Genomic DNA, 20618 nt, shown 5'->3' on the forward strand with positions numbered 1-20618 from the left:
GAAACGGGAAACGGGAAACGGGAAACGGGAAACGGGAAACGGGAAACGGGAAACGATTTTATTTTGCTTTTCTAGGAACAAGTTCCGTCAACACCTTCTTAATCAAAATACCTTTTCACTATACTCTCAATGAGCACCTCTCGATTCCTAGAGCGAAGCGCTCCCGACTCTCCAAGCGCAACGTTCCCTCTCACAAACAAAAAGGGCCGACGCAATGTCGACCCTTTCAAAATCTTAATCTTTAGAATTACAAACCAGCGGCTGCAAACACTTGATTAACGATTTCTTGTGCTTCAGCTTCGATTTGTTTTAGGTGCTCTTCACCTTTGAAGCTTTCACAGTAGATTTTGTAGATGTCTTCGGTACCTGATGGACGAGCTGCAAACCAACCATTCGCTGTCGTTACTTTAAGGCCACCAATTGCAGCGCCATTACCTGGTGCGTGCGTTAGACGAGCTGTAATTGCATCACCAGCCAGAGTTTCAGCCGCTACCATTTCTGGTGACAACTTCTTCAGTACGTCTTTTTGTGGGCCATTAGCTACAGCTTGAATGCGGTTGTACTTAGATTCACCGTGCTTCGCTGCTAGCTCTTCATAGTAATCTTGAGGGTTCTTACCCGTTACCGCAGTGATCTCTGCTGCTAGAAGACATAGCAGGATGCCGTCCTTGTCTGTTGACCAAGGCGTACCATCTTTACGAAGGAAAGACGCACCTGCACTTTCTTCGCCGCCGAAGCCAAACTTACCAGTGTACAGACCATCAACAAACCATTTAAAGCCGACTGGTACTTCACATAGCTCACGACCTAAATCCGCTACAACACGGTCAATCAAAGCACTTGAAACTAGCGTTTTACCAACAGCTACGTCTTTACCCCACGCTTCACGGTGACGGTATAGGTAATCGATACAAACCGCTAAGAAGTGGTTCGGGTTCATCAGACCTTTCGGCGTAACGATACCGTGGCGATCGTAGTCAGGGTCGTTACCAAAGGCTAAGTCGTATTCATCTTTCAACGCCAATAGACCCGCCATTGCGTAAGGAGAAGAACAGTCCATACGTACAACGCCGTCTTTATCTAGAGACATGAATTGGAAAGAAGGATCAATCGCTTCACTTACTAGCGTTAGGTCTAGGTCGTATGCCTGACCAATTTGACGCCAGTAATCAATGCCACTGCCACCCAATGGATCTACACCAATCTTCAGGTTTGCTTTTTGGATGGCTTCCATATCGATAACAGTCACTAGGTCATCGATGTATGGCTTCACCAAATCCATCTCTACAAACAGATCCGATGCTTTCGCTTCTGCTAGTGGTAGGCGTTTAACACCTTGCAAACCTTCAGCAATCAGCGCGTTTGCACGATCTTCGATTGCTTGAGTCAGTTCAGCCTCTGCTGGACCACCGTGAGTCGGGTTGTATTTGATGCCGCCGTCTTGCGGTGGGTTATGCGATGGGGTAATTACGATACCGTCGGCTTTGTCATCATGCTTGATGTTGTGAGTCAGAATCGCGTGTGAAATACCCGGTGTTGGTGTGTAGCCGTTGTCTTGTTGAACAATCACTTTCACGCCATTTGCAATCAATACTTCAATCACACTTGAAAATGCTGGCTCTGATAGTGCGTGCGTGTCTTTACCAACAAACAATGGACCTGTCGTACCTTGCTCAGCACGAACTTCTGCTACCGCTTGAGCGATCGCTAAAATGTGGTTTTCGTTAAAAGTGTGCTTGTCTGCAGTACCGCGGTGGCCAGAAGTACCAAATTGAACCTTATGTTCTGCGTTTGCTGCGTCTGGTTGAAGTAAGAAGTAGTTAGCAACGAGTGCTGGGATATTGTGAAGATCTTCCTGCTGCGCTTTTTGCCCAGCACGAGGGTGCATAGCCATGTTTGACATCCTTTCTTTAAAAACAAATAAAATCAAAAAAGCCTCATAATATCCGCTAAACGCTACACATTATGAGGCTTCTATCAGGTTTCTTAGATTGAACCTGTTACTTTCTCAATTAAGTCAGGCTGGAATTCCATGTGAGCCATCACCTGCTCCACCATCTGTCGCTTACGACTGGTGTTGTTGTTGGTGATTACCCAAAATGGCGTGCCAGGAATTGCTTTAGGTTTGGTAGTGTTACCATTTGCTAGCAGAGTCTCTTCGTTATCAGCAAAGTAAACGCGTTTGCGCCCTTTCACTTTTGTTGCTTGAGAGAAACTCTCTGGATTCAGTTTGTGTAAGGTTGATAGTACCAACATGAAGCGATCAATCGCTTTCTTAAGACCAGCAAACTCGTCAGAGATAAGTAGAGAGCGCATCTCTTTTACGGTATCTACTGATTCTGCTTTGCCAGCATCTTTACTTACTACAATCCCTTGTGGCTGTTCTACTACAGGTGCAACAACTGCTTCCTGCAACTGGCCATCAAGGTTCAAAAGGCGTCGTAAAATATCCGAGGCACTTTCACCGATATGCTTGGTTTGACCCGCAATGTAACGGTATAGATCCTCATCAACCTCAATTGTTTTCATTCGCTTTTCACATTCTCAATGTTTAAACTCTGGGGGATTATAACGAGATCCTCGCGGATACTCCACGTTAAACCCATCACGAATAAGATAAAATGTCAGCATTACTCAACTATAAGCAGGAAGGGCACGGCCAAACGGTTGTTTTGATTCATGGATTGTTTGGCAGTTTCAGTAATCTAGGTTTACTGGCTCGCGACCTCGTTCAAGATCACTGTGTGATCAGCATTGATCTACGAAATCATGGCCTTTCTTTCCATTCAGAAACACACAACTATGAAGTAATGGCGCAAGATGTTGCTGATTTACTTCGTTATTTGAATATCGAGCCAGCACTTGTCATCGGTCACTCAATGGGCGGAAAAGTTGCGATGAAATTGGCGGATGTTGCGCCAGAGTTTGTTAAACGACTAGTCGTACTCGATATGGCGCCAGTGTCTTACCAAACAAACCGTCACGATAACGTGTTTAACGGCCTGCAAGCGGTAATCAAAGAAAAACCGGCCAATCGCCAGCAAACGATGGATATTCTTGCTCAACATATTGAAATCGATGGCGTTAGACAATTCCTGTCGAAATCGCTGTACAAAAATGGTGACCAAATGGACTGGCGCTTTAACGTTGCAAGTTTGCTCAACAACTACGACGACATCATTGGCTGGCAAGAAATTGCACCAACCGACATTCCTACGTTGTTTGTTAAAGGCGGTGATTCCGACTATCTGATGCCTGAGCATCAACCTGCGGTTAAACGCCAGTTTAACAACGCAAAAGCACACATTATTGCCAACACCGGACACTGGTTACATGCCGAGAAACCGGCAGAAGTTATGCGTGTGATCAGGAAATATATTTCGAGTTAACAAATTCGAAAAACAACGCCAGATTATTGAAATAACCCTTCTCGTAGTGCATTAACTTTACCGTTTAACAGTGGTATAGTGCGCCCAAGAATTTTTGGCATGAAGGACGACAATGCTATACGACTATATGGACATGCTCGAGTCGATCGGGCTCGATCTTCTTTTTGCTGCTATCTTCTTCTTCATTGGGATGGCGATAAAAGATGTACTAAAGCAAGGCAATGTACCTGTTTTTGGTCGTCGTATTGTGTGGTTGGTTCTTTTCCTTGGCTGTGCTGGTTTCATCGCCAAAGGTCTGATTCAGCTCAGTTGGGAAGGTACAGGGCTAGGTTAAGCTCTGCTCCCCCATCGCCAGTAACAAACAATGTAAAGGTATAGACTCTATGGCAAGTGTAGGTATCTTCTTCGGTAGCGACACAGGTAATACTGAAGCCGTTGCAAAGATGATTCAAAAGCAACTAGGTAAACAACTAGTTCACGTTCAAGACATCGCAAAAAGCAGCAAAGAAGACATTGATAACTTTGATCTTCTACTTCTAGGTATCCCGACTTGGTACTACGGTGAAGCACAATGTGATTGGGATGATTTCTTCCCAGAACTTGAGCAAATCGATTTCTCTACGAAGCTAGTTGCTATTTTCGGTTGTGGTGACCAAGAAGATTACGCAGAGTACTTCTGTGACGCAATGGGCACAGTACGTGACATCGTTGAAGCGAAAGGCGGTACTATCCTAGGCCACACTTCGACTGAAAGTTACGAGTTCGAAGCATCTAAAGCTCTAGTAGAAGGTGACGACAGCCAATTCGTTGGTCTGTGTATCGACGAAGACCGTCAACCAGAACTGACTGACGAGCGCGTAGAAAACTGGGTTAAGCAAGTCTACGAAGAGATGTGCCTAGCTGAGCTTGAAGGCTAAGTAAGCATTCATAAAAAAGACCTCCTTCGTGGAGGTCTTTTTGTATCTAAACAGGTACTAAGAGATTTCTGTCGCAATTTCTTCTTCTCGGTACTGAGGTTTCTTCCTCACGTACAATTTGCGCTGCACTTCCGAAACAACATTACCCTCTCTGTCTTTTACGTGAGTAATGAATTCAGGGAAGCACTTCTCACCATTACGAGTCATTTGATAGATTTCATCTAGCATGCCATCTGTCACCTCAAACTCCGCAAACAAATCACTCTGTCCGGGCTTAATGAAGTTGATACTCGCCTCTTTATCCCAGACGTAGTATTCCTCGCGAAGAATGCCCATCAACATCAAAGAGTAAATTGGGTCAGTGAGAGAGAAAATACTTCCTCCATACTGAGTTCGATTGGCGTTTTTATTCCACCAGCGCAGTTTCAAACGAACTTTCACCGTTCGAAAGTCTTCAGAAATATGTAAGATTTTAATACCAGCCCCCCAGAATGGCGGCCAAACATTCAGCGAAAACTTCACAATTCCTGGTTTATATATCTTAGCAAGTCGCTTATTCATAACTGTCCGTAGTCGTTGCGTTCCAATGTTATCAATATTTAACTGGTCTGATCTGTAATATAATCGACCTGTTTCCAATTTACAAAAAGAATCTATTAACCCTTTGAAGTTCGTGGTTTAATGTTCAGTACGCTTCGCCTATAATGATAGGAATATTATATTCTGTTAAATCGCTGCAGATGATCCAACGGGAAAGTATATGTCAGACAATAATCAGGCGCTGAAGGATGCGGGTCTAAAAGTAACCCTTCCAAGGCTAAAAATTCTAGAAGTACTTCAGCAGCCAGACTGCCAGCACATCAGTGCTGAAGATTTGTACAAAAAGCTAATTGATCTAGGTGAAGAGATCGGACTAGCAACCGTTTATCGTGTACTAAACCAATTCGATGATGCTGGTATTGTTACTCGTCACCATTTCGAAGGCGGTAAATCAGTATTTGAACTGTCAACTCAGCATCACCACGACCACCTTGTGTGTCTAGATTGTGGTGAAGTGATTGAGTTTTCAGACGACGTGATCGAAGAACGTCAAAAAGAAATTGCGGCTAAGTACAATGTTACGCTTACTAACCACAGCTTGTACCTATACGGTAAATGTAGCGACGGTTCATGTAAGACAAACCCTGACGCTCACAAGCCAGCAAAATAAAAAGTAACGCTTTTTGTTAAGAAAGACTTAAACGTCAGCCTCGGCTGGCGTTTTTTTATGGAGACAAGCGATGAAGAAAAGGAATTCTTGTGGCTTTACCTTACTCGAACTGATTATTGCGATTGTCATTCTCGGTATTCTTGCCGTTGTCGCGGCACCAAGATTCTTAAATATCCAAGATGATGCCTATGAAGCAAAAATGGAAGCAATTGCAGATCAATTCGAAACAGCGGTTCGTTTCACACAAAGCCAATGGTTGGTAAATGGCGGTACACCTGAAGCTCAGCAAGACTTAGAAGGTTACGGTGGTGGAGAGTTGGATGTCAATGAGTTTGGCTACCCTTTAGGAACAAACAAAGGCAACCGAAATGGAGTGATTGGTAACCCCTACAACATAGGGCAAGGGAATTCGGGTTGTATTGCCGTATGGCAAGCCCTACTTGGTGACGAATATTCCCTATCAAATAATCGCAACGCTGACGATCGGTTTGACTTTATTACTCGTCGGGTCCAAGACAAAAACTCTCATCAATCTGTTTGCTATTACACGTATACCAAGAAAGGCTACGAACGAGATCCTGAGAGTTCGACCTACGTCATATGGTACGATTCAAAAACCGGTAGCGTCACAACATCCAAACCGACACGATTAGAATAACCATAAAAAATGCCAGCAATGATGCTGGCATTTTTGTTAGCGAGGTATTGAGATTATTGGTTCTCGATTTTCGCCCAAGTATCACGTAGACCAACCGTACGGTTGAATACTAGGTTATCCGCTGAAGAGTCTTTTGAATCTGCACAGAAGTAACCCATACGCTCAAATTGGTAACCTTTTTCAGCTTCTGATGCTGCTAGGCTTGGCTCAACAAAACCGTTTAGAATCACTAGTGATTCTGGGTTGATTGTCGCAGCAAAGTCATCTGCAGCCGCTGGGTTTGGTACTGTGAACAAACGATCGTACAGACGAATTTCTGCAGGCAGAGCTTTGTCTGCTGAAACCCAGTGAATTACGCCTTTCACTTTACGGCCATCTGCTGGGTTCTTACCTAGCGTGTCAGCATCGTAAGTACAGAAGATTGTCGTGATGTTACCTTCCGCGTCTTTCTCGATACGTTCAGCCTTAATCACGTACGCGCCACGTAGACGTACTTCTTTACCTAGAACAAGACGCTTGTATTTCTTGTTTGCTTCTTCACGGAAGTCTTCGCGCTCGATCCAAACTTCACGAGTGAATGGCACTTCACGCTCACCCATTTCAGGTTTGTTTGGATGGTTAGCAACCGTTAGCGTCTCTACCGAACCTTCTTCAAAGTTCTCGATAACAATCTTAACAGGATCTAGAACAGCCATCGCACGCGGTGCATTTTCGTTTAGATCATCACGAATACAAGATTCTAGTGAACCGAACTCAATCATGTTCTCTTGCTTCGTTACGCCGATACGCTTACAGAACTCACGAATAGATGCAGATGTGAAGCCACGACGACGCAGACCAGATACGGTAGGCATACGTGGGTCATCCCAACCATCAACCAATTTCTCAGTTACTAGTTGGTTTAGCTTACGCTTAGACATCACTGTGTATTCAAGATTTAGGCGGCTGAATTCGTACTGGTGTGGACGACAATCAATAGTGATGTTATCTAGAACCCAGTCGTACAGACGACGGTTATCCATGAACTCTAGAGTACAGATAGAGTGCGTAATGCCTTCTAGCGCATCAGAGATACAGTGTGTGAAGTCGTACATTGGGTAAATGCACCACTTATCACCAGTCTGGTGGTGAGTCGCGAAACGTACACGGTAGATAACTGGGTCACGCATAACCATGAATGAAGAACCCATGTCGATCTTCGCACGAAGACACGCTTTACCTTCTTCGAACTCACCCGCACGCATTTTTTCAAATAGCGCTAGGTTTTCTTCGATTGGGCGATCACGGTATGGGCTTGGTTTACCCGGAGCCGTTAGCGTACCGCGGTATTCACGAATCTGCTCAGGACTTAGCTCATCAACGTACGCTAAGCCTTTATTAATCAATTCAATTGCATATTCGTAAAGCTTGTCGAAGTAGTTTGATGAGTAACATACTTCACCATCCCACTCGAAGCCCAACCAGTTTACATCTTTCTTGATAGACTCAACGTATTCGATGTCTTCTTTTTCAGGGTTTGTATCGTCGAAACGTAAGTTACATTGGCCCTGGTAGTCCTGAGCAATACCGAAGTTCAAACAGATAGACTTAGCATGACCGATGTGCAGGTAGCCATTCGGCTCCGGCGGGAATCGAGTATGCACGCTAGTGTGTTTACCATCCGCTAGATCTTTATCAATGATCTGGCGAATAAAGTTTGATGGACGAGCATCAGCTTCACTCATCTATAGCACCTCAAAAATATTAGTATTGTCAGAGAAAACAGTACTCCGTAACCGTACTCGGTTTACAGAGTGCATTGTTCCTAATGATCCACAATTCTTAGCGATTAGACAACAAGAACCGTCGTTAAAACGGCAATATTTCTCTTCTTCGCTTGAAAGCACAGCATATTAAATCTGCACAAACAAAAAAAGACCTCCCGAAGGAGGTCTTTATAGAGAGTCATTAAGATGTAATTAAGGCAGTTTTACATCTGATAGGTCTTCACCTGCACCGATTGCTTTCATTTCACCAGCAACGATTTCTGCAAGAGGACCAAGGATAACTTGAAGGTTGTTTTCGCCAAGCTTAACCACACCTTTCGCGCCTAGTTTCTTAAGTACTGCTTCGTCAGCAACAGAGCGGTCTTTAAGCGTTAGACGTAGACGAGTGATACACGCGTCGATTGAAGTTAGGTTATCGTGACCACCTAGCGCTTTCAGGTATTGACGAGCTAGGTCACCTTTTGGTGCATCACCAGCTGGAGCAGCTGCTGCTTCGTTATCGTCGTCTTCACGACCTGGCGATTTCAGATTGAAAGCGCGGATTGCGAAGCTGAATGTGAAGAAGTATAGAGCACCGAAGCCTAGACCTACTGCGAACAGTACTAGTGGCTTAGTTGCTAGACCGTAGTTCAGTACGAAGTCGATTAGACCTGCAGAGAAACCAAAGCCGTGTAGCGTGCCAAGCATGTTTGCGATTACTAGAGACAGACCTGTAAATACCGCGTGGATTGCGTATAGAGCAGGAGCTAGGAATACGAACATGAACTCTAGAGGCTCAGTGATACCTGTTAGGAATGAACAGAATGCTACTGAGAATAGTGCGCCACCAACTTGGCTACGTTTCTCTACTGGTGCTGCTAGGTACATTGCAAGTGCCGCACCTGGTAGACCGAACATCATTACAGGGAAGAAACCGTTCATGAATACACCAGCGCTCTTGTCGCCGCCGAAGAAGCGGTGTAGGTCACCAGATTTCAGAGTTTCAGTTACTTCTTTAACTGTTGCTGTGATTTCTGGAGTTACAGAGTTAGCGAATTCGAATGTGTGAGTTTGACCAGCAACAAGAGTCTTAGCTAGAGCTGGGTCAACACAAAGCTGTTGTAGTGCAGGAAGTGCTTGACCAGCAGCAGTTGCGCCAGAAACTAGAACTTCTTGACACGTACCCATACCGAACCAGAAGTACGAGTTTAGTACGTGGTGTAGACCTACAGGGATAAGTGCACGGTTAAGAGTACCGTATACGAATTGACCAATAGCACCAGAAGTAGAAACTGCGTGTGCTAGTGCGTCAAGACCGCCTTGGATTGTTGGCCATACAACACCAGCAATTGCACCAGCTACTAGCGAGAATAGACCCGCCATGATTGGTACTAGACGTTTGCCAGAGAAGAATGCCAACCACTCAGGAAGACGAGTAGCATGGAAAGCGTTGTAAGAGTGACCAGCGATGATACCTGCAATGATACCGCCGAAGAATGACATGTTAACGCTTGCATCGATTGTTGCTGCTGTTGCAGTAAGTACGAAGTAAGCAACTGCACCAGCTAGACCAGCAGCACCTTGGCCGTCTTTAGAAAGACCGATCGCGATACCTAGACCGAATAGCAGTGGTAGTTGACTAAAGATTGCGTTACCAGCCGATGCCATAAACGCGATGTCTAATAGGTCAGGCTGACCCAAACGTAGTAAAAGCGCTGCAACTGGAAGCGTTGCGATAGGAAGCATAAGAGCTTTACCTAACTTCTGCGCGTATCCAAGAATATTCACCTTAAGTTCCCCCTATAGGATTTTATGTTTTGTTGAATGACTTATTTCAGTCGTTCAATTTAGTCGCTACCAGTTTATGATATTAATTTTGCTCCGCAAATTAAAACCTCATTGTTTGTGATCATAATCACCAGAAATTGGTCATTCAGAAGGTTTTTGCTAGCGAGATCATAAAACTTATTTTATTATACGAAAAAATGGCGTTTTAGAGATAAGATTCTCGGACTTTATGCAAGACAGAATCAGTGTTATTTTGGTATCTCTACAGATGATTCGCAGTAACTTTGCTCTGGAAAACAATCATAAAAACTAATTCATTTATTATTTTTCAGTTAGTTACTCTGATAATGACATCGATAAAACGCGACTTGCTGTATGTGACTCGTTATCTAATTCAGTGATACAAACTAAGTACCAGCCCGACTCATGGAGTCGCCAGTTAGATAACGGAACAGAAAATGAATTCTCATCTATAAGGACTAGCTGACTATGTACGCGCTAAGTAACTGTAAAATCTATACCGGTAGTGATGTTCTTACCGATCATGCTGTCATCATCGACAATGACCAGATTCAATCAGTTGTGCCAGTGACTCAACTACCAGAAGGTATTGAAGTAAAAGATCTGGACGGTGCTAACCTAAGCCCTGGTTTTATCGACCTACAGCTAAACGGCTGTGGCGGTGTGATGCTTAACGACGAAATCACACCAGAAACAATGCAAATCATGCATGAAGCAAACCTTAAATCTGGTTGTACAAGCTTCCTACCTACTCTCATCACATCTTCAGACGAAGACATGCGCGCTTCGATTGCTGCAGCTCGTGAGTACCACAACAAATACCAAAACCAATCGCTAGGTTTGCATCTTGAAGGTCCGTACCTAAACGTAGCGAAAAAAGGTATTCACAGCGTTGACTTCATCCGCCCTTCTGACGACGGCATGATTGACCTGATTTGCGCAAACGCAGACATCATTGCAAAAGTAACGCTAGCACCAGAACAAAATGACCCTGAGCATATCTCTCGTTTGAAAGCGGCTGGCATCGTGGTTTCTATCGGTCACACCAACGCAACATACGCAGAAGCACGTCAAGGCTTCGAAGCAGGTATCACATTTGCCACTCACCTATTCAATGCGATGACGCCAATGGTTGGTCGTGAACCAGGTGTGGTTGGTGCGATTTACGACACCCCAGAAGTTTATGCAGGTATCATTGCAGACGGTTTCCACGTTGATTACGCAAACATTCGAATTGCTCATAAAATCAAGGGCGAAAAGCTTGTTTTGGTGACGGATGCCACAGCTCCAGCAGGTGCTAACATTGATCACTTTATTTTTGTCGGTAAGAAAGTATATTACCGAGATGGTAAGTGTGTTGATGAAAATGGCACACTAGGCGGCTCAGCTCTGACTATGATCGAAGCAGTTCAGAATACAGTTGAGCACGCAGGCATCGCTTTAGACGAAGCTCTACGAATGGCTACACTGTACCCAGCAACCGCAATCGGTGTTGAGGACCGTCTTGGCCGAGTTCGAAAAGGTATGGTAGCAAACCTTACTGTTTTCGATCGTGACTTCAATGTAAAAGCGACGGTTGTTAACGGACAATACGAGCAAAATTAAGCATGAATGGCGGACAGATTGGTAATGTAGATTTAGTAAAACAGCTTAACAGCGCTGCGGTATACAGGCTGATTGACCAACAAGGTCCAATCTCCCGTATTCAAGTCGCGGATGTTAGTCAGCTCGCCCCAGCGAGTGTTACCAAAATAACCCGCCAACTTTTAGAGCGCGGCTTAATTAAAGAAGTCGCGCAACAAGCTTCTACCGGTGGTCGTCGAGCAATCTCGTTGACCACTGAAGTAAAACCTTTCCACTCTATCGCTGTTCGATTAGGTCGTGACTACGTGCAATTCTGCTTGTACGACTTAGGCGGCACAGCATTGGCACAAGATCAACACGAGCTTCACTACAGCAACCAAGCTGACTTGATTGCTGGATTGATTGATTTACTGAAAGACTTCGTAAATCGTTGCCAAGACAAGATCGACCAACTTATCGCTATCGGTATCACACTGCCTGGTTTGGTGAACCCAACCACAGGTGTTGTTGAGTACATGCCGAATACAGACATCGATAACCTCGCTCTAGGCGAAATCATTCGTGAAAAGTTCAATACCGCGTGTTTTGTTGGTAATGACGTGCGTGGTATGGCACTGGCTGAACACTACTTTGGCGCGAGCCAAGACTGCCAAGATTCGATTCTGGTCAGTGTTCACCGCGGTACTGGTGCAGGTATTATCGTGAACGGTCAGGTATTCCTTGGTTTCAACCGCAACGTCGGTGAAATCGGTCACATCCAAATCGACCCACTTGGCGAGCAATGTCAATGCGGTAACTTTGGCTGTCTAGAAACGGTTGCAGCCAACCCTGCCATCGTACAACGCGTGAAAAAGCTGATTGCACAAGGTTACGAATCAAGCCTTACTCAGCTTGAACACATCACCATTGATGACGTTTGTACTCATGCGATGAATGGTGACGAGCTGGCGAAACAAAGCCTGGTTCGCGTAGGTAACCAACTTGGTAAAGCTATCGCAATTACGATTAACTTGTTTAACCCGCAAAAAATCGTCATTGCTGGTGACATTACTGCCGCGGAAGAAATTGTGTTCCCAGCAATCCAGCGCAACGTAGAAAACCAATCTTTGAAGACTTTCCATAACGAACTTCCAATTGTTGCCTCTCACATTGATAAGCAACCAACGATGGGTGCATTTGCGATGATCAAGCGCGCTATGTTGAACGGAGTTTTGTTACAAAAGTTACTAGAAGACTAAGTTTATACAACCAATTGAGTTACAATCTCGGGCTGTGGTTTCACAGCCCGTTTTTGTATATCAGGAATATAGCTCAACAGTATGGAAATTATTCTAATTACAACGGCGTTCCTCGCCGGCTTCATCGCTCTAAAATGTAACCTCCCCCCTTTGGTCGGTTTCCTACTTGCAGGTTTTGGCCTTCATGCGTTTGGCTACCAAAGTAATGACGTCATTGTCACGCTCGCAGACCTTGGTGTGACCTTGCTGCTTTTCACCATTGGTTTAAAGCTGGATGTAAAAACGCTGCTTTCTAAAGAAATTTGGGGCGGTGCTACAGCGCACAATATTCTCTCGACTCTTTTCTTTGCGTTGGTTCTCGTTGGGCTGAAGCTGCTTGGGCTTTCATCCCTTACCACCATGGATCACAGTCAGATCCTACTGCTCGCTTTCGCTCTCTCTTTCTCTAGTACCGTATTTGCAGTTAAAACGCTGCAAGAGAAAGGTGAGATGAACGCCACCTACGGCACACTAGCCATTGGTATCTTGGTTATGCAGGATATTTTTGCTGTGGTCTTCCTTACCGCTTCCACAGGTAAGATTCCTGAATGGTACGCCATTGGATTATTTGCCTTGCCGTTTCTCCGCCCATTGTTCTACAAGCTGCTAGACAAAGTTGGTCACGGCGAGATGCTGGTGCTGTTTGGTATCTTCTTCGCGCTCGTGGTCGGAGCCGGCTTATTTGAACTGGTCGGCATGAAGCCAGATTTGGGTGCTTTGATATTGGGTATGCTATTGGCTGGACATCGTAAAGCATCAGAGTTATCAAAATCGCTCTTTAATATGAAAGAGCTCTTCCTCGTTTGCTTCTTCCTCAATATTGGTTTGTCAGCTTCATTGAGCTTTACCGGCGTAGGCTTAGCGCTGCTATTTATCTTGCTACTGCCTATCAAGGGGCTGCTCTACTTCCTCACCATCAACCACTTTAAGTTCCGAGTACGTACTTCATTGCTGACGTCGCTATCGCTTTTCAACTACAGTGAGTTCGGTCTGATTGTTGGTGGTCTGGCTTACAAGATGGGTTGGATGCCGAGCGACATGTTGGCCGCAATTGCTGTCGCTGTGTCTATCTCATTTATTATCTCTGCCCCGCTAAACCGATTGGGCCATCAGATTTACCAACATTCTGGTAAATGGCTACAAGAAACCGCAGCAGAGAAACTGAACCAACGAGACCAACTCATCAATCCTGGTCATGCTCAAGTACTGATCCTTGGTATGGGACGAATTGGCACTGGCGCCTACGACGAACTACGCGCTCGTTATGGCAAGATTTCACTGGGGGTTGAAGTCCGTGAAGAGGCCGCACACAAGCATCGCTCTGAAGGCCGCAATGTCATCTCTGGAGATGCGACTGACCCAGATTTTTGGGAGCGTATTTTGGACACTGCTAACGTGAAAATGGTGCTTCTTGCAATGCCACATCACCAAGGTAACCAAACCGCACTGGAGCAACTGCAAAGTCGAAACTATAAGGGACAAATTGCAGCGATTGCTGAATACCCAGACCAGCTTGAAGGCTTATTAGAGACAGGAGTCGATGCTGCATTTAACATCTATAGTGAGGCTGGTAGCGGTTTTGCACGTCATGTTTGCGATCAACTTCAACCTCAATTTACACCGATGAAATAAGCATCGAGGTGGATATATTTTCAGAGCCCTCTTTTAACAAGAGGGCTTTTTTGTGCATTTTTTAAACCAAACCTTGATCTCATTCATCAAATTTAGGCATTTTTTAAATACTATCTAATCAACAAGGCTTTTTATCATTTTTTTAATCATCAAACGTTGCTTTTTTTACTCAGAATGGCAAATTGAACCTATACCGATTAAAAATTGTTTAGTTTAAAAAGGATGTTGTATGTGTTCAGTATTTGGCATTTTAGACATTAAGAGCGATGCAGCGGCATTGCGCCCTATCGCCCTTGAGATGTCGAAAAAGCTTCGTCATCGCGGTCCAGACTGGTCTGGTATTTACTCATCAGAACGCGCAATCCTAGCGCATGAGCGTCTAGCGATCGTTGGTCTAAATAGTGGTGCCCAGCCACTATACAGCCCTGATAAAAAACTCATCCTTGCGGTAAATGGTGAAATCTACAACCACAAAGAGATTCGTGCTCGCTATGAAGGCAAATACGAATTCCAAACCGATTCAGACTGTGAAGTTATCCTAGCGCTATACCAAGACATGGGCGCTGACCTTCTTGAAGAACTAAACGGTATTTTTGCATTCGTACTTTACGATGAAGATAAAGATGAATACCTAGTTGGCCGTGACCACATTGGCATCATTCCGCTTTACCAAGGTTACGATGAGCACGGTAACTACTACGTTGCATCAGAAATGAAAGCGCTTGTACCTGTGTGTAAGACCGTGAGTGAGTTCCCTCCAGGCTGTCACTACGGCAGTGCCGATGCAGAACCTCAACGCTACTACATCCGCGACTGGAACGAGTACGCGGCAGTACAAGGCAACAGTACAAGCAAAGAAGAATTGACTGAAGCGCTAGAAGCAGCAGTGAAACGCCAACTGATGACTGACGTGCCATACGGTGTGCTTCTTTCTGGTGGCCTGGATTCTTCTATCACTTCAGCAGTTGCAAAACGATTTGCAGCGATGCGTATTGAAGACGATGAGAAATCTGAAGCATGGTGGCCACAGCTGCACTCATTCGCAGTGGGCCTAGAAGGTGCACCAGACTTGAAAGCCGCTCGTGAAGTTGCAGACCAGATTGGTACTGTTCACCACGAGATGACCTACACGATTCAAGAAGGTCTGGACGCGATTCGCGATGTGATTTACCACATTGAAACGTATGACGTAACGACTATCCGCGCTTCAACACCAATGTTCCTAATGGGTCGTAAGATCAAAGCAATGGGCATCAAGATGGTACTGTCTGGTGAAGGTGCGGATGAAATCTTTGGTGGTTACCTGTACTTCCACAAAGCGCCAAACGCAAAAGAGTTCCACGAAGAGACTGTACGTAAGTTGCTTGCTCTGAACATGTTTGACTGTGCACGTGCTAACAAATCACTAGCAGCATGGGGCGTAGAAGGACGTGTACCTTTCCTAGATAAAGAGTTTATTGATGTTGCAATGCGCTTGAACCCAGCAGATAAGATGTGTGGCAACGGTAAGATGGAAAAACACATTCTTCGTGAGTGTTTCGAGCACTACCTACCAGAATCAATCGCATGGCGTCAGAAAGAGCAGTTCTCTGATGGTGTAGGTTACAGCTGGATCGATACTTTGAAAGAAGTGGCAGAGCAGAAAGTAACGGATCAGCAAATGGAAACGGCGCAATTCCGCTTCCCTTACAACACACCAACAACCAAAGAAGGTTATGTATACCGCGAAATCTTTGAAGAGTTGTTCCCGCTACCATCTGCAGCAGAATGTGTACCTGGTGGCCCTTCAGTAGCGTGTTCTTCAGCGAAAGCGATTGAATGGGATGAGTCGTTCCAAAACTGTGTTGACCCGTCAGGCCGTGCAGTACAGACCGTTCACAACGACGCATATTAATTATTCGTTGTTTCAAAGAGGGTTGGCTTCACCAACCCTTTTAAAGCAAACACAATAGATACGATCAAAAAGAGGTGCTTACGCACCTCTTTTTATATTTGATGGAATCAGGCTATTTTAAGTCTAAATCGCTGTTGTCTATGCTGACAGGCACACGCTTGGTGATCATCTGAACCAACATTATTGAGCGCTTCTCACCATCTTGTTCTTGGAAGATGGCATCAATACCGGCAAACTGCCCGCTCTTGACACGTACTTGATCACCAGGTTTTGGCATGTTCTCAGCATCGGTCTGGTCGTCGATGCATTTATCCAGCTGCTTAAGCTCATAAACCAGGTCACCCTGTATCTCTTTTGGCTGTGCACCAAAGCGAACAAAGTCTACCACGCCTCGCGTAGAGCGAACTGATGTGAAGTTTGGGCCTTCTTCATAGTCAAATCGGGCAAACACATAGCAAGGGAACAGTGGCTCTTCGACTTTCTGTCGTTTACCACGTAAGATCTTTTCGACTTCGACAGTAGGGTAAAAACACTCCACACCCTGGTTTTCAAGGTGCTGCTTCGCCCTAACTTGCTCTCCTCGCTTACAATACAATAAATACCAACGTTTCATTTTATTACTAGCCAATTATATTTTTGCTTGATCCTAACATTAAGCAAAAGACGAGTCATGGACATTCAAGCAACCCATTAATTGGCTGCTTAATATTAAGATTAAAACTTACACCTTTTCAGAACATTAAGAAAATAAGTCTATAGTCAAAAATGAAAAGTAAGTTTGTAACACGAGCAAATCACCGACAAAAACCCCGTCATTTCAGCACTGAACAGGTATTTAACAAGGCAAATGAATCGTCACATGAAATTTTATTGTTTGTCAGACAAGAAATTGCCATGTATACGTAGATTTCGTTAAAAAATGTAATAACTACTATTAGAAGAGCTTATGTCAAACCAACATCAATACTTTGGTCACCCACGTGGCTTGTTCCTTCTGTTCGGTACAGAATTATGGGAACGCTTTTCTTACTACGCAATGCGCGCCATTCTAGTACTTTATCTGACAGACACAACAATGAACGGCGGTCTTGGCTGGTCGACTAAAGATGCTCTAGATCTTTACGGCATCTATACTGGACTTGTCTACATCACCCCTCTTATTGGTGGCTACCTTGCGGATAACTACCTAGGTCAACGCCGTTCTATCCTAATTGGTGGCGCGTTGATGGCTATTGGCCAATTTACGCTAGCAATGCCAGCAGATGCTCTGGGTCTTGGCTCTTTACACACTTTCTACCTAGGTCTTGCTCTACTTATCTGTGGTAACGGTCTATTCAAGCCAAACATCTCTACAATGGTTGGTGATCTATACAATGAAGGCGATAACCGTCGTGATGGTGCTTTCACTATCTTTTACATGGGTATCAACCTAGGTGCGTTGCTGGCTGGTGTTGTATCGGGCTCTGTAACGAACGAATTTGGCTGGAAAGCAGGCTTCGTTGCTGCCGGTATTGGTATGCTTGTTAGCCTTGTGATGCAAATGACAATGGCGCAATCTTGGTTAGGTGACATTGGCCGCGTACCAGCAGCAAAACGTGACCTAGCAATTAAGAAATCTGCGAAGAAAGAGCCACTAACCAAAGAAGAAGTGGATCGAATCAAAGTTATCCTTGTGATGAGCCTGTTTACCATCGTTTTCTGGGCAGGCTTTGAACAAGCTGGCGGTCTAATGAACATCTACACGCAGCAATACACAGATCGTATGATCGGTGGCTTCGAAGTGCCTGCTGCGTGGTTCCAATCACTAAACCCGTTCTTCATTATTACTCTTGCACCTGTATTAGCCGTTTTGTGGGTGAAACTGGGTAAACGTGAACCTAACTCACCGATGAAATTTGCCCTAGCGATGTTCTTCCTAGCACTGGGTTTCTTATGTATGGTTGGTGCTGTTATGGAGCAAGGTGGTGATACTGCGGTTAAAACATCAATGCTATGGCTAGTAGGTGCGTTCTTCTTCCATACGCTTGGTGAACTGTGTCTATCTCCTATTGGTCTATCTCTAGTAACTAAACTAGCTCCGCTACGTCTTGCATCGCTTATGATGGGCGCATGGTTCGGCTGTAACGCAATCGCAAACTACGTTGCAGGTTATGTTGGCTCTCACGTAGGTGAACTAGGCGCACTAGCAATCTTCAGTGGTATTGCGGTAACTGCGACGATTTCTGGCGTGATTCTATTGTTGTTCTCTAACACGCTAGTTCGTTGGATGCATGGTGCTGAAAATACTCACAGCACAGCAGAACAAATTGAAGAGCAACAAACGCAAGTTGCTTAATATAAAGTTCAAATAAAAACAAAGGGTCGCAATCGCGACCCTTTTTGTTTTCTACAACCCAAACTACCTTGGAGATAGATACAGGTTTCGCTTTAAAGCTTAGAGCGAACAAGCTCAACCATCATCTCGATGTGCTCATCATTGTCATTCAAGCACGGGATGTAACTGAAGCTCTCACCACCAGCTTCTAGGTAAATCTCTCGGCACTCTTCTGAGATTTCTTCCAATGTTTCCAAACAGTCTGCAGAGAAAGCTGGCGTAATCACATTAAGTTTCTTCTTACCTTGGCTTGGTAATACTTCCAGCGTCTTATCCGTGTATGGCTGTAGCCATTCTTCACGACCAAAACGTGACTGATATGTCATTCCGATTTGCGCTTCACTCAAACCCAGTGCTTCACCAAGCAAGCGAGTCGTCTCTTCACAATGCTTAGGGTAAATATCACCATTATCTGCATAACGCTTAGGGATACCATGGTAAGAACAAAGTAGGTAATCGCCTTGACCATGCTCTGCCCAATGGTTACGAACCGATTGAGCAAGTGCCGCGATGTATTGGGGATGATTGTGGTAATCACGAATAAAGCTGAACTCAGGCATTACTGGCATCTTTTTGAATGCCTTCGTCATACCGTCTGAGACTGCGGCCGTCGTTGTACCCGAGTATTGCGGGTAAAGAGGCAAGACAATCACTTCCTCTACGCCTTGTGCAATCAGCGCTTCAAAACCAGATTGTAAGCTTGGATTACCGTAAGTCATACCCAATTCAACTGGCATATCGAGTGCAACGGCTAACTTGTGAGCTTGTCGTTTTGAGTACACCATCAGAGGTGACCCCTCTTCCATCCAGACAGACTGGTACAGCTTGGCGACTTTCGGCGAGCGAATTGGCAAGATGACACCGTGAAGAATCGGACACCAAAGCCAACGCGTCATATCAACGACACGATGATCATGAAGAAACTGACTTAAAAAGCGTTTTACAGCTGGTGCAGTTGGCTCATCAGGCGTACCCAAGTTAACCAATAACACGCCCTGTTTATTATTGTTGTTTTTCATAACATCCTATTCATGTTGATCGGCTTGCTTTGTACGGTGGAACAAACCAGATGGTTCATCGTACTTACAGGCAAAAATAAAAAAGCGACCCGAGGGTCGCTTTTAAATATATCAAAATATTAAATTTTGCCGTTAGCAAATTATGCTAGTGCTTTCTCAATATCTGCGCTTACTTCTGCAACTTGCTTAGTACCATCGAATTTAAGGTACTTAGTGTTACCAGCTTCAGCTTCTTTACCGTAGTAGTTGATAAGTGGCGCTGTTTGCTCGTGGTAAACACCTAGACGTGCACGTACTGTTTCTTCTTTGTCGTCATCACGAACAACAAGATCTTCACCAGTTACGTCATCTTTACCTTCCACTTTTGGTGGGTTGTAAACAACGTGGTAAGTACGACCTGAAGGAAGGTGAGCACGACGACCAGCCATACGCTCTACAATCACATCGTCAGCTACGTCAAATTCGATTACGTAATCAACGTCAACGCCCATCTCTTTTAGGCCGTCAGCTTGAGGGATAGTGCGAGGGAAACCATCAAGTAGGAAACCTTTTTCGCAATCGTCTTGAGCAATACGCTCTTTGATTAGACCAAGGATGATTTCATCAGAAACTAGCTGACCAGCGTCGATAACAGCTTTAGCTTGTTTACCAAGCTCTGTACCTGCTTTGATAGCAGCACGAAGCATATCACCAGTAGAGATTTGTGGAATACCGTATTTATCCATGATGAAGTTTGCTTGTGTGCCTTTACCTGCACCTGGAGCACCTAGAAGAATGATGCGCATGATTTATCCTCTTTAATATTTAAGATTTATACCGAAGCTCACAATAGCTGGACTTCTAGGAATAACCCCACGAAGCACTGGCAACGATAAGTTTCGGTATAACGTTTAGGCGAGCCAAAATACACGCCTTATTACTCACATTCAAGTGTTGAGATTCTAACACAGGTTCACTGCGCTATGAGCAGATTAAGACTAAAGAATGTTAGCGATGCCAGCTTTCCCGTCTTGTTGATTACTAACTCAACACTTAAAGTGTGAATCTATGCGTTTAATCGAGTAGGAGGAGGCCTCACGGCCTCCGTCCTCTCACACCACCGTACAAGCG

General features: G+C 44.7%; 18 protein-coding genes. 10 read left to right on the forward strand and 8 right to left on the reverse strand.

Features of this window, described 5'->3' with window-relative positions; genetic code table 11:
- Nucleotides 1-247: 247 nt before the first annotated feature.
- Nucleotides 248-1894: a phosphoglucomutase (alpha-D-glucose-1,6-bisphosphate-dependent) gene (gene pgm / locus GXP65_RS23410; protein ID WP_162093851.1), complete on the reverse strand. Its 1647-nt coding sequence runs from the start codon at nt 1892-1894 to the stop codon at nt 248-250.
- Nucleotides 1895-1986: 92 nt separating this feature from the next.
- Nucleotides 1987-2529 carry a replication initiation negative regulator SeqA gene (gene seqA, locus GXP65_RS23415; protein WP_005535181.1) on the reverse strand — a complete coding sequence of 181 codons (543 nt, stop codon included), beginning with the start codon at nt 2527-2529 and terminating at the stop codon, nt 1987-1989.
- A 92-nt stretch (nt 2530-2621) separates the two neighbouring features.
- Here seqA and GXP65_RS23420 point away from each other — a divergent pair, with 92 nt between their 5' ends.
- The 3 genes from GXP65_RS23420 to fldA all read left to right on the forward strand — a co-directional run bounded on the left by GXP65_RS23420 (nt 2622) and on the right by fldA (nt 4306).
- Nucleotides 2622-3389 (forward strand): alpha/beta fold hydrolase, encoded by a 768-nt coding sequence (locus tag GXP65_RS23420; protein WP_045377666.1) that lies wholly within the window; start codon nt 2622-2624, stop codon nt 3387-3389.
- Nucleotides 3390-3501: 112 nt separating this feature from the next.
- Complete coding sequence (locus GXP65_RS23425; RefSeq protein ID WP_005446406.1) at nt 3502-3723, forward strand: DUF2788 domain-containing protein; 222 nt, start codon at nt 3502-3504, stop codon at nt 3721-3723.
- 49 nt (nt 3724-3772) lie between these two features.
- Nucleotides 3773-4306, forward strand: a complete 534-nt coding sequence (fldA, locus tag GXP65_RS23430) for a flavodoxin FldA (RefSeq protein WP_010643291.1) — start codon at nt 3773-3775, stop codon at nt 4304-4306.
- Nucleotides 4307-4363: 57 nt separating this feature from the next.
- Here the strand turns inward: fldA and GXP65_RS23435 are convergent, their stop codons facing one another.
- The gene (locus GXP65_RS23435) at nt 4364-4867 is read right to left on the reverse strand and encodes a DUF4442 domain-containing protein (RefSeq protein ID WP_050906145.1); all 504 of its coding nucleotides are present in this window, start codon (nt 4865-4867) and stop codon (nt 4364-4366) included.
- Between the two features lie 199 nt (nt 4868-5066).
- Between GXP65_RS23435 and fcrX the strand changes: the two genes are divergently transcribed.
- Together fcrX and GXP65_RS23445 are read left to right on the forward strand one after the other, a co-directional pair.
- Nucleotides 5067-5516 carry a ferric iron uptake transcriptional regulator FcrX gene (fcrX, locus tag GXP65_RS23440; RefSeq protein WP_010643296.1) on the forward strand — a complete coding sequence of 150 codons (450 nt, stop codon included), beginning with the start codon at nt 5067-5069 and terminating at the stop codon, nt 5514-5516.
- Between the two features lie 70 nt (nt 5517-5586).
- Nucleotides 5587-6174, forward strand: a complete 588-nt coding sequence (locus tag GXP65_RS23445; RefSeq protein ID WP_162093852.1) for a type II secretion system protein — start codon at nt 5587-5589, stop codon at nt 6172-6174.
- A gap of 53 nt (nt 6175-6227) precedes the next feature.
- Here the strand turns inward: GXP65_RS23445 and glnS are convergent, their stop codons facing one another.
- Both glnS and nagE read right to left on the reverse strand, forming a co-directional pair.
- The gene (gene glnS, locus GXP65_RS23450; RefSeq protein ID WP_103413467.1) at nt 6228-7898 is read right to left on the reverse strand and encodes a glutamine--tRNA ligase; all 1671 of its coding nucleotides are present in this window, start codon (nt 7896-7898) and stop codon (nt 6228-6230) included.
- Nucleotides 7899-8132: 234 nt separating this feature from the next.
- Entirely contained in the window at nt 8133-9707 is a 1575-nt protein-coding gene (nagE, locus tag GXP65_RS23455; RefSeq protein ID WP_162093853.1) for an N-acetylglucosamine-specific PTS transporter subunit IIBC, read from the reverse strand.
- Nucleotides 9708-10196: 489 nt separating this feature from the next.
- Here nagE and nagA point away from each other — a divergent pair, with 489 nt between their 5' ends.
- The 4 genes from nagA (at nt 10197) to asnB (ending at nt 16115) form a co-directional block, all read left to right on the forward strand.
- Nucleotides 10197-11333, forward strand: coding sequence for an N-acetylglucosamine-6-phosphate deacetylase (gene nagA / locus GXP65_RS23460; RefSeq protein WP_005425436.1), 1137 nt, complete (start codon nt 10197-10199; stop codon nt 11331-11333).
- Between the two features lie 2 nt (nt 11334-11335).
- Complete coding sequence (locus GXP65_RS23465; RefSeq protein WP_005425462.1) at nt 11336-12550, forward strand: ROK family protein; 1215 nt, start codon at nt 11336-11338, stop codon at nt 12548-12550.
- A gap of 81 nt (nt 12551-12631) precedes the next feature.
- The gene (locus GXP65_RS23470; RefSeq protein WP_005425472.1) at nt 12632-14221 is read left to right on the forward strand and encodes a cation:proton antiporter family protein; all 1590 of its coding nucleotides are present in this window, start codon (nt 12632-12634) and stop codon (nt 14219-14221) included.
- 229 nt (nt 14222-14450) lie between these two features.
- Nucleotides 14451-16115: an asparagine synthase B gene (asnB, locus tag GXP65_RS23475; RefSeq protein WP_005425432.1), complete on the forward strand. Its 1665-nt coding sequence runs from the start codon at nt 14451-14453 to the stop codon at nt 16113-16115.
- Between the two features lie 112 nt (nt 16116-16227).
- Here the strand turns inward: asnB and rfaH are convergent, their stop codons facing one another.
- Entirely contained in the window at nt 16228-16728 is a 501-nt protein-coding gene (gene rfaH / locus GXP65_RS23480; protein WP_038892128.1) for a transcription/translation regulatory transformer protein RfaH, read from the reverse strand.
- Nucleotides 16729-17061: 333 nt separating this feature from the next.
- On the opposite strand from rfaH, the gene GXP65_RS23485 reads away from it, so the two are divergent.
- On the forward strand, nt 17062-18450 hold the full coding sequence (locus tag GXP65_RS23485) for a peptide MFS transporter (RefSeq protein ID WP_005425503.1): 1389 nt from the start codon (nt 17062-17064) through the stop codon (nt 18448-18450).
- Between the two features lie 92 nt (nt 18451-18542).
- On the opposite strand, the gene hemH is transcribed toward GXP65_RS23485, so the two are convergent.
- Nucleotides 18543-19508 carry a ferrochelatase gene (hemH, locus tag GXP65_RS23490; RefSeq protein WP_005425428.1) on the reverse strand — a complete coding sequence of 322 codons (966 nt, stop codon included), beginning with the start codon at nt 19506-19508 and terminating at the stop codon, nt 18543-18545.
- Between the two features lie 140 nt (nt 19509-19648).
- Nucleotides 19649-20293, reverse strand: a complete 645-nt coding sequence (gene adk, locus GXP65_RS23495; RefSeq protein WP_005425498.1) for an adenylate kinase — start codon at nt 20291-20293, stop codon at nt 19649-19651.
- Nucleotides 20294-20618 lie beyond the last annotated feature (325 nt).

This window comes from Vibrio sp. LB10LO1 (genome assembly GCF_010092875.1).
In the GTDB taxonomy this organism is placed as follows: Bacteria; Pseudomonadota; Gammaproteobacteria; order Enterobacterales; family Vibrionaceae; genus Vibrio; species Vibrio campbellii.